Genomic DNA, 13,225 nt, shown 5'->3' on the forward strand with positions numbered 1-13,225 from the left:
GTGCGGGCCCTGCGTCTCATGCCGCCCTGGCGGCGCTCCGGTGAGGAGGGTTCGCTGTCAAGTCGGCTCGCCGGATCAGGCGCTGAGCTCGGCCTGTTCCTCCAGCTTCTCCAGGGCTCGTTCGGCCGCGACGTCGAGTGTGGCGAGCACCCACTGCTCGAAGTCGATTCCGGACTGCTCCGCGGCCTTGTGCCACCACTGGAAGCGATTTCCGGGTACGGCGAGTTGCCGGACGGGTTCGACCTGGTTTCCCCGTTGCCGCTCGGCCTCACGGGTCTGTCGAATGGCACCGCGCAACTGCTTCGTGGTCCACTCCATCGCCTCGGCCCGGTCGAGCCACAAGTCCTGTTCCTCGACCGACAGAGAGGCGAGTTCCGCGTGGTGCTGGAAGGTGAGTCCGGCACGACGGCGGTGTAAGTCGAAGCGCCGCGAGACCCAGGCGTAGTTCCGCAAGGTCTGATACTGCAGACCGGCGGCCCGGATTCCGCGCTGATACCGGTCGGTGTAGTGGTCCTTCCCGTAGACCAGCCAGTCGCCCAACCACCAGGACGAGGAATTCACTATTCCGGAGAGCTGCCTCCCCGCTCGTTCCCAGTCGTCGAACTTCAGCCCTGTGGGTATCTGCAGCCCCACGTTCGTCGTGAGCACCTGGCCGCGCGGCTCGTCGCCGCCGGCTCTTCGCTGGCGTGGCGCGTAGTCCGGGGTCTTGCGGAAGAGTACGACCTTGGATCCGTCGAGGTCGCCGGCCTGGTTCATCATCAGTCCTCCAAGTGCATGTACGTCCACGGGATGAGGGCAGGTCGGCCCGCTCCCGAACAGGAGCAAATACAGAGGGATTTGACAGTGGTAACTGGAATCGGCACGGGATTGATTGCCCGGCGCACGGCGACGCAGGAACGGGAGTTCATTTATCGCCGGACGATCGGGCAACGGTTGCTCCGGCTGCTCACCGAATTTGAACGTGCCTGATTCCAGTCAGCTGCTGACCGGGGGCCGTGTGCGCGAGATCGCGTCCGGCCTACGGGTCGCTGTCACAGAGCGCGGCAATCGGCCGCACGCGGCATGGGGAATCCCTGCCGCTTGCCATGTGCTTCGAATCTGCGGGGGCGTCGCTCAGGTCGGCATCTACAGGAATGTGCCCAACCGGTCGCCCCGTACGCCTCAACCACAAGTCCCCCTAGACACGGCAGTTGCCGGCGCGTGTGACCGCCGGCGTCGAGAGGATCCCAAGGGATCCTCTATCAAGGTCGATCAAGTAGAACCCAGGACCCGCAGATGATTCAAGCAGGAAGTCGGCGGCGGACGTGAATTTTCGGGTGTCAAAGATCATGACACTGCCGCTGTCGGAATTCCCCTTACGGAGGATTGCATTCCGTTTGATTCTGCGTACGGGCTACGGGCCGCCACTCGAGCTCGGCCGGACGAAGAGATCGTCCGGCCGGCTTGTGTCCGCTTACGCGAGTCAGCCCGGGGGAAAGCTGCAACGCGTTCTTGTTGAGGAACGTACGACTAATACTCGTGAGCTGTCGGGTGCCGGTCCGGCGGAATCATTTCACCCAGCCGGTAAAGCTCTGACCGCCCTGCTGGGTGCGCTGCTCGGGGCGGCGGGCGGGCTCGTCGTGGGTCAGCGTGGCGGAGGCCGCCCGGACCAGCCAGGCGTTGACCGACAGCCCTTCGCGGCCCGCGGCCTCCTCGATCCGGGCCTTCAACTGCTCGGGCGGCCGGAAGTTGATGCGGGATGTGGCGCCTTCCTTGGCGCCTAGTGCGGGCGGCGGAACGGCCGACGGCGTCGCCAGGGCGCCATTGCGTGCGCGGGCAAGGTCCTCGGCGTCGTCGGAGGCGTACTCGGACGGCGGCAGTGTGACGACGAAACTGGGGTCGAGGCCGCGCAGCCGGATCTCGACGGCCCCCGGAGCCAGCTCACGGGTGATCTCGTCCGTGGCGGCCGACAGGGCATCGAGCAGAACGAGCCGGACGGCGGACGACAGCGGCGTGACGAGACGCTCGGCGAGTTCGCGGGACTGAGAGTCTCCGGCCTCCGCCGCGACAAGCAGTTCTTGCCGCAGATTGTCGACATACTGCATGAGTTCCATGGCGTCATCCTCACGCTGACGTGGCGCGATGTGCAAGTCAGTCGTTCCCGCTCGGTACGGAGCTGTCACGCGCCCTTTCGACGAGGCCGATGAACTGGCCGGCGGTCGAGTTGGCGTAGAAATCGCGGAGCGCGATCTTGGGCAGGCCCCGCTCGCGCATGGTGGTGAGGACATGGACCACGAGCAGGGAATTGCCGCCGAGCTCGAAGAAGTTGTCCTCCTGGCCCACGTCCGTGTCCAGGCTCGTCCGCCAGATGTCCAGAATCTCCTCGCCGAGGCGACCGGACGGTTCCTCGGTTCTCACCTCGGTCAGGTGCCCGTGGACCGTGGGCCCGGCGGGCGCGGGGGGCGGCAGCTGTGTCACGTCCGGTTTACCGTTGGCGGTGAGCGGCACGGCGGCGATCTCTGTGAGCGTGGACGGGACCATGTAGTCCGGCAGGATGCGGCGGGCGTCGGCGAGCACCTGGCGGGTGCCGGTGTGCTGCGCGTGGTCCGGGTCCAGTACGACGTACGCGTCGATACGGCTGCTCGCGGAGTCGCCGGGAGGTGCCTGGTTGGCGACCACCACCGCGGCGGTCACCGCCGGGTTGCCGGCCAGCACGGACCGGATCTCGTCGAGTTCGATGCGGTGGCCGCGGATCTTGACCTGGTTGTCGAGGCGGCCGAGGTGGTCGAGCAGCCCGTCAGGCCGGAGCCGCCCCTTGTCGCCGCTGCGGTACAGGCGTTCACCGCTCTCCTCGTCGATGACGAATCGCTGTGCCGTCAGCTTCGGCCGGCCGAGATAGCCGTCCGCCACACCGGCGCCGCCGACGTAGATCTCCCCGGTGGCGCCCGGGGGAAGGACACGTCCCCTCGTGTCCCGTACGGACAACGACCAGCCCGGCAGCGCGCGGCCGACCGAGCGGGACCCGGCGACGAGATCGGCCGGCGTGATCGTCTTCGCGGTCACATGGACGGTGGTCTCCGTGATGCCGAACATGTTCACCACCCGGCACCAGGTGGGCGAGTACCGGGCGAACCACGGGCCGAGCAGCCGCACGTCGAGCGGTTCGCCGCCGAACACCAGCAGGCGTACGGAGAGTTCACTCGTCGCCGACTGGTCCGCGCGTACGAGCTGGGCGAAGGCGGACGGGGTCTGGTTGAGCACCGTGACCCGCTGGTCGGCGAGCAGCCGGTGGAACTCATCGGTGTCCCGTGCGGTCCAGTACGAGACGACGACGAGCCGTCCTGCGGTCAGCAGGCAGCCCCAGATCTCCCACACCGAGAAGTCGAAAGCACTCGAATGGAAGAGAGTCCACACATCGTCCGGGCCCAGCGCGAAGTCCGTGGCGGTGGCCTCCAGGAGGGCGGTCACGTTCCGGTGGGGGACAACCACCCCCTTCGGGCGGCCGGTGGACCCCGATGTGTAGATCACGTAGGCCGCGTCGTCCGGGCTTCCGTCCTGCTCGGCCTCCGTGGCCGCGGGGGCGTCGCCGGGCTTGCCCAACTCGTCGAGGCCGACGACACGTACATTCGGAATGTCGGGCATCTGTGTGATGTCGCCTATGACGACGGGGAGTCGGGCATCTTCGACGATGTACGTCAGCCGGTCGGCCGGATAGCGGAAGTCCATCGGCACGTAGGCGCAGCCCGCCTTCAGGACGCCGAGGAGCGCGACGACGAGGGGGATGCCGCGGTCCAGGCAGACACCTACCTTGGTCGCCGGAGTAATGCCCAGGTCGCGCAGTCCCGCCGCCACGGCGTCGGCGCGCTCACTGAGACCGCGGTACGTCAGCTCACCGTTCTCGTCGACGAGGGCCACCGCGTCCGGAAAACGGCGGGCCACGTCGTCGAAGCGACGGTCGATCCGCCCGCCGTCGCCGAGCCGGTGGCCCGCGCCGCCCAGCCTCAGGACCTCCGCCGTGTCCTGCGGGGTCATCACGGGCACCCCCGTCAGGGGGGACTCGCCGACTTCCGCCACCGACAAGGCGGCCAGCCGCTCCACGGAAGCGCAGAACATCTCGGCCACGTTCGGCGAGACCGCGCCCGCGTCGAACCAGGCCGAGGCCTCGACCGTGCCGTCGGACCGCTCCGTGCAGAACACGGTGAGCGGGAAGACCGGCGCCAGCCCGGCCACGTACACGTGGTCGTCCGCGCCGGACACCACAAGACCGACCCCGGGCAGCTCCGCCCCCACCGGGGAGGGCTGTGTCCTGTCCAGCAGCGCGAGCAGATGGGCGGGCCCCTGCTCCTCGTCGATCTCCCCGACCCGCAGCAGGGCGATCGCGTCGCCGGACTCCGTGTCGAGGTACCCGACCTCCACGGTCCGCTCGCCCCGATATCTGGCGGTGGTCAGCGCGACGGCGGCCAGCAGCGGCCCTCCGCTCACCGCACCGCGCGGCAGGGTGAGCGGGCGGCCGGTGACAATCCCGCGGCGGCCCGGATCGCCGAGACCCCAGTCGACCGGGGTCGATGCCACTGCGGGCGACGCCATTCCATTGGTGCCTGAGAAGGGCAGGACCTCGTCCCGGTCGGCGCCGGACAGGGCGACCTCGGCCAGTCGGCCGAGGGCAGTGCGCGTGATGCGCCGACGGTCGGCCACGAGCACGAGATGCCCGGTGCCGTCGCTGTACCGCAGCAGGACAGCTCGTACGGGGGAGGTATCGGCACGAACCGGCCGGAGTGCTTCCTTCCGCAGCCGTTCCCGCGCCGTGGGAGCGTCCTGCGGTGCGGGCACCGCTGTCTCCCACAGCTCCCAGGTCCCCGCGTCTCCCCTTCGCCGAGCCGCCTCGTCAAGCCGTCGGCGGACCGCCGTGGTGTCCAGGGGCGCGGGCAGGGCCGCGACCAGAGCGTGGCAGCCACGGCCTCGTTCCGTCAGGCGCTGCTGATACGGCAGCACGGCCTGCCCTCGCCCGGATACCGAAGGCGTGCCGAGCCCCTTGGCGTCAGCCGTGTTCTCAGCCGTGTACTCGCGATGTGTCGCCATGATCCGGTCTCCTGCCGGTGTCGGAGCGGTCTCGTGTGCGAAAGACCTGTTCACCTGCTCGTGAACCCTCCGTCGACGGTGATCACCGAGCCGGTGACCTGCCGGGAGTCGTCACCGGCCAGCCAGAGGGCGGCGCCCGCGATGTCCGAGGATTCGATGAGCGCGTTCATCGGCTGATCGCGTAGGAAGAGGCCTTCGTACTCGCCGGTCGGGACATCGAGCGAGCGCGCGATCTCCACCAGCATGCGGCCTTCGACCAGCGGGTTGTCGCGCACGGAGCCGGGGCACAGTGCGTTGACCCGGATCCGGTGGGGCGCGTAGTCCAGTGCCGCCGCCTTCGTCAGGCCGATGAGGCCGTGTTTGGCGGTGACGTAACCGCTGAAGTTGCGGTAGCCGACCAGACCGGCCGTCGACGAGATGTTGATGATGCTGCCGGACTTCTGCTCGGTCATGGCCGGCGCCACCGCCTTGATCATTCTCCAGGCGCCCGAGAGGTCGACGTCCAGCATGAGTGACCAGTCGGGCTCGCTGATCTCGTGGAGCACCACGCCCGACGGGGCCGCGATCCCCGCGTTGTTGACGAGGACGTCGACGGTGTCGAACCGGGCCAGGGCCTCCTTGACGGCGGTCTCGACCTGAGCAGTGTCGCGCACGTCGACCGCCGCGGCCGTCACGGCACTGCCCTGCTGTTCGCACAGCTCCGCGGTGTGCTCCAACTGGCTCCGGCTGCCGAGCGGATACCCCACACCGTCGAGATCGCCCGCGATGTCGAGGAGCGCCAGATCGGCGCCCTCGTGCGCGAACCGGACAGCGCACTCCCGGCCGAGACCGCGGGCCGCTCCCGTGATCACGACGGTCTTGCCTTCCAGTAACGTGCTCATGGCTCCCTGCCCCGTTCCGTTCAGCTCCCCGCGACGATGCGCAGCAGCGCCTCGGCGGATTCGGCCAAATACATGTGCCCGCCCGGCAGTTCGACGTACCGGAACTCATCCCTGGTGATCTCGCCCCACTGCTGTGCGTGCTCCTTGGAGACCAGGGCGTCGTCTTCGCCCCGCAGCGATGTGACGGGAACACCGAGGGGCTCGTTCGAGGACGGCTTGTAGTTCTCGTGCATGGCCACGTCCGCGCGGAGCACGGGCAGCAGCAGCTCCCTCAGGTCCGGGTTGTCGAACGCCGCGTGCCGGTACCCGGCGAACTCCTGCACCCGCTCGACGAATTCGTCGTCGTTCAGCCCCGTTGCCCTGGAATCGCGTCCGTTCCAAGGGCCGGGAGAGCCGCTCACGTAGAGATGCGTGAGACCGGGATGGCCGATCCGCTTGAGTTCCCGCGCGATTTCATAGCACAGAACGGCGCCCAGGCTGTGACCGAAGAGCCCGAAGGCCGGAAATTCCGTGGTGATCTCCACGACCTGCGGTGCGAGTTGCTTGGCTGTGTCGATCGCGTCGGTGAATGGCGCGTCGAGGAAAAGCTCTTCGCGTCCCGGAAGTTGCACCGGGAGCACCTTGACGTCCTGCCCCTGGACTTCCGTCCATGCGCGGTAGAATCCCGCGCCGCTCCCGGCAAAGGGCAAGCAAACCAGCGGAAAGGTATGTGACAGCAATGGTTTCCCCGTTCTTTCTCGAGCTGATGACTGAGCCCTGTGCGAGGAGGTGAGCAGAGGCGACACCTGTCCCGTCGACAGGGCGGAGGGGCAGGCAGGACCAGGGGAGGCCCGGGTCGTCGGCCTGTTCGGCGTCGGTGACCACCGACTATCCGTGTGAACTCGCAAATGCCGATGGCCATTACCTCGCCCGCCACACCGTAAAGGGATTCAGGTGTCCTGTCGACGGGACACCATGCCGTCGCGGACACGGCGTCAGGGCCTACGCCACGCTTGACCCGGCAGCCCGCACGTATGAAGGTGTGGGAAGTCCTGGGATTGAACGACGCGCCTCATTAATTTCATCGGGGGTACGACCAGAGACTTTCCTGTCCGGCAATTCATGCCGTGGGCAGCTTGGTGATGTGAACCGATTCTCCGATCCGCTTGTTCGCGTGGGGTGATGGATGTGCACAATCCGTTGGAGCGGGACCGGTCGCTGACGGCGATGAATGACATGGGTGAACGGGTCCATGAAGCGACCATTACCGCGTTGTTCGGGCGGCAGGTCCAGCTGGCCCCGGACGCGATAGCGGTGGCGTCCGACGACAGCTCGCTGACCTACCGCGAACTCGACGCCAGGTCCGGCCTTTTGGCGCGTGGCCTGGTCCTGCGCGGCGTCGGCCCGGAGTCGGTCGTCGCGGTCGCCCTGCCGCGATCCCCCGATGCCGTCGTCGCCCTCCTCGGCGTACTGAAGGCCGGCGCCGCCTATCTGCCGATGGACTCCGACTACCCGGCCGAGCGGGTCGAGTTCATGCTCCGCGACGCGCGGCCGGTCCTCCTGCTGACCACCGCGGGCGCGACCGACGGCCTGCCCGGTTCCTGCCCCGCCGTGGAGCCGAAGGAGCTGGAAGAGCTGGGGGCCGACGCCCCAAGGCCCGCCCCCGTGGAGCACCCGTCCCGACTCGCGTACGTGATCTACACATCCGGATCGACGGGCACTCCCAAGGGCATCGGAGCCACCCACCGTGATGTGGTGGGTCTCGCGGCGGACGGTCGCTGGCACGGCGGCGCGCATGAACGGGTGCTGTTGCACTCGCCGTTGGCCTTCGACGCCTCTGTCTACGAACTGTGGGTGCCGCTCCTGAACGGCGGCCGGGTCGTCGTGGGCCCGTCCGAGGACCTGACCCCGGACGTCCTGGCGGAGCAGGTCGCACGCCACGATGTCACGGCGGTCTGGCTCACGAGCGCGCTGTTCAACCTTCTTGTCGAGGAGGACGCGCACTGCCTGACCGGCCTCCGGGAAGTGTGGGTCGGCGGCGACCGTGTCTCACCGACCGCGGTCAAGGAGGCCGTCGCGGCCTGCCCGGGAACGGTGTTCGTGAACGGCTACGGGCCCACGGAGACCACGGTCTTCGCCACGAGCCACCGGATCGATCCCGCCGCCCCCGCGGCCGCGGAGGTCCCTGTCGGGCGTCCCTTGGACGCCATGCACGGCTATGTGCTCGATGCGCGGCTGCGGCCGGTCGCACCGGACACGCCGGGGGAGCTGTACGTCGCCGGTACGGGAGTGACGCGCGGCTATCTGCACCGGTCGGCGCAGACAGCGGAGCGCTTCGTCGCCTGCCCCTTCGGCGCCGCCGGTGAACGGATGTACCGGACCGGGGACCTGGTGGTGCGCGACGCCGAAGGCGATCTCGTCTATCAGGGCCGCGCGGACGCGCAGGTGAAGGTGCGCGGCTTCCGGATCGAACCGGGCGAGATCGAGACGGCACTCCTTGCGCACCCGGCGGTCTCGCACGCGGCCGTGGTCGCCCGCGAGGACCGCGGCACCGGCACGGCCAAACAGCTGGTCGGCTATGTGGTGCCCGCCCAGGACGGCGGCACCGCGTCCGGTTCCGACGTCCTGCCGGGCGAGCTGCGGGAGTTCGTGGCGGAGCGACTGCCGGAGTTCATGGTCCCTGCGGCCGTCGTCGTCCTCGACCGGCTGCCGCTGACGGCGAACGGCAAGCTGGACCGCGCGGCGCTGCCGGCACCCGAGTTCACGGGCGCCGACTACCGGGCGCCCCTGACGCCCGACGAGGAGATCCTGACGGGGGTCTTCGCCGAGGTGCTCGGCCGGGCCCGCGTCGGTATCGACGACGACTTCTTCACCCTCGGCGGCGACAGCATCCAGTCCATCCAGGTGGTGTCGCGGGCCAGGGCCCAGGGCGTACTGGTCAACTCGCGGGAGATCTTCCGGCACAGGACCGTGGCCGAGCTGGCCGAGGCCGCCGCTGTCAACGCGGTGGCGGGCCGGGGGCCGGTACTTGCCGAGCTCGCCGGCGGAGGCGTCGGGCAGCTGCCGCTGATGCCGGTGGCGCACTGGATCCAGGAGGTGGGGCCGGGCTTCGACCGGCTGCTGCAGGCGGTGGTCCTGGAACTCCCCGACGGCATCGACCACGACGGCCTTGCCGCGACCCTCACCGCTGTGCTCGACCGGCACGACCTGCTGCGCGCGAGGCTGCTGCCCGACGAAATGACCGTCGGGCAGCCGGGCTCGGTGGACGTGGAATCGCTGATCCGGTCCGTGGCCTGCGAGGGCCGGTGGACGGGCGAGTCCTGGCGGGACATGCTCGTGGGAGAACTCGACGCGCTGGCAGGGCGGTTGGACCCGACGGCCGGTACCGTCGCGCAGTTCGTGTGGTTCCGGCCGCCGACCGGTCCCGGCAGGTTGCTGGTCGGCTTCCACCACATGGTGATCGACGGGGTGTCGTGGCGGATCCTGATGCCCGACCTCGCCGCTGCCTGGCAGGCGGTGAAGGCCGGGCGGACCCCCGAGCTGCCGCAGCCCGCGACCTCGGTGCGGCGCTGGGCGCACGCCATGGTCGACGAGGCGTCGCGACCGGAACGGGTGGCGGAGCTGGCGCAGTGGGGATCCATCGTCGACGGGCCCGACCCGGTCCTCGGGACACGCAGGCTCGACCCGGCCGTGGATGTGCAGTCGACGGTGGAGAAGGTGCGGGTACAACTGCCGGTGCCGGTGACCGAGGCAGTGCTGACCGCGGTGCCCGCGGCCTTCCAGGGCGGAGTCAACGACGCGCTCCTCGCCGCACTGGCCCTCGCGGTCGCCAAATGGCGCCGCGGCAGGGGAGTGCAGGAGCCTTCGACGCTGCTGAGGCTGGAGGGCCACGGCCGCGAGGAGGACGCCGTGCCCGGCGCGGACCTCTCCCGCACCGTGGGCTGGTTCACGAGTGTGTTCCCGGTGCGCCTGGACCTGGCAGGCATCGACCTCGACGAGGCGTTCGCGGGTGGTCCCGCCGCCGGCGCCGTGGTCAAGGCGGTCAAGGAACAGCTGCTCGCCGTGCCCGGCAGAGGCCTCGGATACGGGCTCCTTCGGTATCTGAACCCCGAGACCTCCGAGGTGCTGCGGGGGCACACGATGGGCCAGATCGGGTTCAACTACCTGGGGCGCTTCTCGGCCGCCGACATGCCCCAGGAGCTGCGAGGCCTCGGCTGGACCCAGACGGCCGATCTTGCCGAGTTCACCGAACTGGCCGAGCTGGACGCGGGACACGACGCGGCCATGCCCGCGCTCTGCGAGGTGGACATCAACGCGACGGTGACCGACACCGCCGAAGGGCCCCGGCTCGGCGCGGTGTTCGGCGCCCCCGCCGGAGTGCTGTCCCCGGCCGAGGTCCGCGACCTTGCCGGACTGTGGCAGGACGCGCTGGAAGGCCTTGCCCGGCACACCGCCGCGCCCGGAGCAGGGGGCCTGACGCCCTCGGACGTGCCGCTGGTCTCCGTCGGGCAGGGCGAGCTCGAGGCGTGGGAGAAGCAGTATCCGGGCCTGGTGGACGCATGGCCGCTGACCCCGCTGCAGTCCGGCCTGCTGCATCACACGATGCTGGCGGAGACCGATGTCGACACCTACCAGGTGCAGCTGGTCTTCGGGTTCGAGGGAGCCGTCGACGCCTCGCGGATGCGGGCCGCGGGGCAAGCCCTGCTCGACCGGCACGCCGGCCAGCGCACCGCCTACGTGTCCAATGCCGCCGGGGACGTCGTACAGCTGGTCGTCGAGCAGGTGGCGCTGCCCTGGCGCGAGGTCCGGCTGACCGACGAGGAGTTCGAACGCTTCCTCGCCGAGGACCGGACCGTGCCGTTCGACACGGCGACGCCTCCGCTGATGCGGATGGCCCTGGTCCGTATCGGCACCGACCGCACCGAACTGGTTCTCAGCGCGCATCACATCCTCTTCGACGGCTGGTCCGAACCGCTCCTGTTGCGCGAACTCCTTGAGCTGTACGCCGCCGACGGCACCGGCGCCCACGCCCTGCCGAAGCCGCGTTCCTTCAAGGACTTCCTTTCCTGGCTCGCGCTGCGCGACCACGACGAGTCGGTCCGGGTGCACGCGCGCGCCCTCGAAGGCGTCACCGAGCCGACCCTGCTCGCGCCGGCCGCGACCGTGGACGGAGTCGCGGACGGCGCCGTCGGTTTCGGTGAACTGGACCTGGACCTCACTCCCGATGAGGCGCAGGGCCTCGCCGCCCGGGCGTTGGCAGCGGGCAGCACGCTCAACAGCGTCGTGCAGGCGGCATGGGCGATCGTGCTCGCCGAACTCACCGGAAGCACCGACGTCCTGTTCGGCACCACTGTCTCCGGCCGCCCGCCCGCGCTCGCCGGTGTGGACACGAGCGTCGGTCTCTTCATCAACACCGTGCCCGTACGCGTCAGTTGCGCACCGTGGAAGACCCTCACCGACGTCGTGACCGAACTGCAGACCTCGCAGGCCGACCTGCTGGAGCACCACCACTGCGGTCTGGCCGGCATCCACGAGGCGACCGGGCTCGGAGCGCTCTTCGACACCCTCGTCGTGTTCCAGTCCTATCCGTTCGACCATGCCGGAATCGCCGCGGCGAGCGCCGCCGCCGGTCTTTCGGTCCCCGCCTTCCGCAACATCGCCGGATCGCACTACCCGTTCGTCGTGATGGCGGAGCAGGACCCTTGCCTCCGGCTGCGCCTGCAGTACAAGCACAGTGCCGCCGACCGGGACACGGCGGCTCGTACCGGCGCCAGGCTGCTCCGGGTGCTGCGGGCCTTCCTCGCCGATCCACACGGCCGGGTCGGCGAGACGGCGGTTCTCACGCGGGAGGAACGGTCCGCGTCCACGACCGGTCACATCCCCGACGAGCTGATCCCGACGTCGTTCACACGGCTGACGGAGGCGGCCCCGGACGCCGTCGCGCTCCTTGTCGACGGCGTGCCGACCCTCCGGCGGGAGCTGAACTCCCGGGCCGACCGCATCGCCGACGAACTCGTCGGCAGCGCCTGTGGCCCGGACTCCGTGGTGGCGGTCTGCTGCTCCGACCCGGTCGACCAGGCCGCGGCACTGCTCGCCGTCCTGAAGGCAGGCGCCTGCGTGCTGCCCATCGACCCGAAGGACCCGCCGCAGTGGTCGCAGGCGGTTCTGCGCGACGCCGAACCGGTGGCGGTGCTGATCGACAAGGCGGCGGACGGCCCGCTGTGGGGAGATCTGCCCCGGATCGACATCGCGCCCGACATCGTGGACAGCGCCCCTGCCGACGGTGTCCGTCGGGGTCACCCGCTGCCCGGTCACCTGGCTCTCGTCGCATACGTACCGGACGCGTCGGCGCAGCCGTACGGCGTGGCGCTCACCTATGGTGGTCTTGCCGCCGGTGTCCCCCGCTTCGTGTTCGCCGCACCGCTGGAGACCGGCCCCGGAACGAGGCCGACGGACCTCCTGCTCGCCCTCTGCGCGGGCCGCACGGTCGAGGTGCGCAAGGGCATCCTGGAAGTGCACGGCACGCCCGTCGACCCCACGCGCGTCCATGTGCTCAGCCCCTCCCTCGCACCGACCGTGCCGGGCGCCGTGGGCGAGTTGTACGTGGCCGGGGAGTTCGGGCGCGGTCGGCCGGGGCACGGCTCGGACACCGCGGCGCGGTTCGTCGCGGATCCGTTCGGCGCGGCGGGCTCGCGCATGTACCGGACCGGTGTGCGTGCGCGGCTCACCGCCGACGGACGGCCGCAGCAGCTCGACGACCCCGGCGCGAGGGCCGCACGGCAGGCGGTGGAGACCGTCCTGCTGACCCATCCCGACGTGGCCCGGGCCGCGGTCGTCGCGGCCGGAGAGGGAAACGTCGGCTACGTGGTGGCCACCGGCACCGTGGAGATCGCCACCGACGAGCTGCGGGCGTTCGTCGCCAGGCAGCTGCCCGACCGCGTCGTGCCGTTGGCGGTCGTGGCTCTGGACCGGCTGCCCACGACCGCGAACGGGCGGCTCGATCACAAGCTTCTGCCCGAAGCCGCAGGCGAACAACGCCGGACGGCGGGCAACGAGCGCGAGGAACTCCTGACCCGGCTGTTCTCCGACGTCCTGGGACGCGACCAGGTCGGTGTCGACGACGACTTCTTCGCGCTTGGCGGAAACTCCCTGCTCGCGACACGGCTGATCGGCCGGATTCGCAACGAGCTCGGGACCGAGGTCTCCATTCGGTCCGTCTTCCTCCACTCGACCATCGCCGAACTGGCCTCGCACTGGGACGACATCGCCACAGCGAGCGGTCCCCGCTTGCGCAAGAGGAGTTAGGA

At 69.7% G+C, this 13,225-nt stretch carries 6 protein-coding genes; 1 reads left to right on the plus strand and 5 read right to left on the minus strand.

What is annotated here, in order from left to right:
* Positions 1-75: 75 nt before the first annotated feature.
* The 5 genes from ACFQ7F_RS06980 to ACFQ7F_RS07000 all read right to left on the minus strand — a co-directional run bounded on the left by ACFQ7F_RS06980 (position 76) and on the right by ACFQ7F_RS07000 (position 6,658).
* Complete coding sequence (locus ACFQ7F_RS06980; protein WP_383267254.1) at positions 76-759, minus strand: LmbU family transcriptional regulator; 684 nt, start codon at positions 757-759, stop codon at positions 76-78.
* A gap of 788 nt (positions 760-1,547) precedes the next feature.
* Complete coding sequence (locus tag ACFQ7F_RS06985; RefSeq protein ID WP_383267257.1) at positions 1,548-2,093, minus strand: hypothetical protein; 546 nt, start codon at positions 2,091-2,093, stop codon at positions 1,548-1,550.
* Between the two features lie 37 nt (positions 2,094-2,130).
* Positions 2,131-5,058: an amino acid adenylation domain-containing protein gene (locus tag ACFQ7F_RS06990; RefSeq protein ID WP_383267260.1), complete on the minus strand. Its 2,928-nt coding sequence runs from the start codon at positions 5,056-5,058 to the stop codon at positions 2,131-2,133.
* Between the two features lie 50 nt (positions 5,059-5,108).
* On the minus strand, positions 5,109-5,939 hold the full coding sequence (locus ACFQ7F_RS06995) for a mycofactocin-coupled SDR family oxidoreductase (RefSeq protein ID WP_383267263.1): 831 nt from the start codon (positions 5,937-5,939) through the stop codon (positions 5,109-5,111).
* 20 nt (positions 5,940-5,959) lie between these two features.
* Complete coding sequence (locus tag ACFQ7F_RS07000) at positions 5,960-6,658, minus strand: thioesterase II family protein (RefSeq protein WP_383267450.1); 699 nt, start codon at positions 6,656-6,658, stop codon at positions 5,960-5,962.
* A gap of 442 nt (positions 6,659-7,100) precedes the next feature.
* On the opposite strand from ACFQ7F_RS07000, the gene ACFQ7F_RS07005 reads away from it, so the two are divergent.
* Positions 7,101-13,223 (plus strand): amino acid adenylation domain-containing protein, encoded by a 6,123-nt coding sequence (locus ACFQ7F_RS07005; RefSeq protein ID WP_383267266.1) that lies wholly within the window; start codon positions 7,101-7,103, stop codon positions 13,221-13,223.
* Positions 13,224-13,225: the final 2 nt, after the last annotated feature.

This window comes from Streptomyces sp. NPDC056486, assembly GCF_042795295.1.
In the GTDB taxonomy this organism is placed as follows: domain Bacteria; phylum Actinomycetota; class Actinomycetes; order Streptomycetales; family Streptomycetaceae; genus Streptomyces.

What these genes read in the sequence shown, in the direction of transcription:
- ACFQ7F_RS06980 (WP_383267254.1), bottom strand. Translation starts at nt 759, where the DNA reads ATGATGAACCAGGCCGGCGACCTCGACGGATCCAAGGTCGTACTCTTC.
- ACFQ7F_RS06985 (WP_383267257.1), bottom strand. Translation starts at nt 2,093, where the DNA reads ATGGAACTCATGCAGTATGTCGACAATCTGCGGCAAGAACTGCTTGTC.
- ACFQ7F_RS06990 (WP_383267260.1), bottom strand. Translation starts at nt 5,058, where the DNA reads ATGGCGACACATCGCGAGTACACGGCTGAGAACACGGCTGACGCCAAG.
- ACFQ7F_RS06995 (WP_383267263.1), bottom strand. Translation starts at nt 5,939, where the DNA reads ATGAGCACGTTACTGGAAGGCAAGACCGTCGTGATCACGGGAGCGGCC.
- ACFQ7F_RS07005 (WP_383267266.1), top strand. Translation starts at nt 7,101, where the DNA reads ATGGATGTGCACAATCCGTTGGAGCGGGACCGGTCGCTGACGGCGATG.